At 37.9% G+C, this 422-nt stretch carries 1 protein-coding gene; it reads left to right on the forward strand.

Annotation, left to right across the window (positions count from 1 at the left end):
• Positions 1-51 precede the first annotated feature (51 nt).
• Positions 52-422, forward strand: a 371-nt coding sequence (locus FCS21_RS17920; protein WP_222928008.1) for an ATP-binding protein, incomplete at its 3' end; no start/stop codon positions are given.

The following is a 422-nucleotide window of genomic DNA, read 5'->3' on the forward strand; positions in this document are numbered from 1 at the left end:
AACATCTTTCCTTTAATCAAGACATTCTTATACAGCGATCACGAAATTTTCTTGCGTGAATTGATTTCGAACGGAACATATGCAACACTTAAATTAAAGCATTTAACTAGCATTGGCGAAGCCAAAGTAGAATACGGAAACCCAATTATCGAGGTGAAAATCGATAAGGAAGGCAAAAAACTGCACATCATTGATCAAGGTCTGGGAATGACGGCTGATGAAGTAGAGAAATACATCAACCAAGTAGCTTTTTCTGGTGCTGAGGAGTTTTTGGACAAATACAAAGATTCAGCTAAAGATTCTGGAATTATTGGACATTTTGGTCTTGGTTTTTATTCTGCTTTTATGGTTGCCGAAAAAGTGGAAATCATCACTAAATCGTTCAAAGATGAACCTGCTGCACACTGGACTTGCGACGGAAG

It is taken from the genome of Colwellia ponticola, assembly GCF_005885605.1.
In the GTDB taxonomy this organism is placed as follows: Bacteria; Pseudomonadota; Gammaproteobacteria; order Enterobacterales; family Alteromonadaceae; genus Colwellia; species Colwellia ponticola.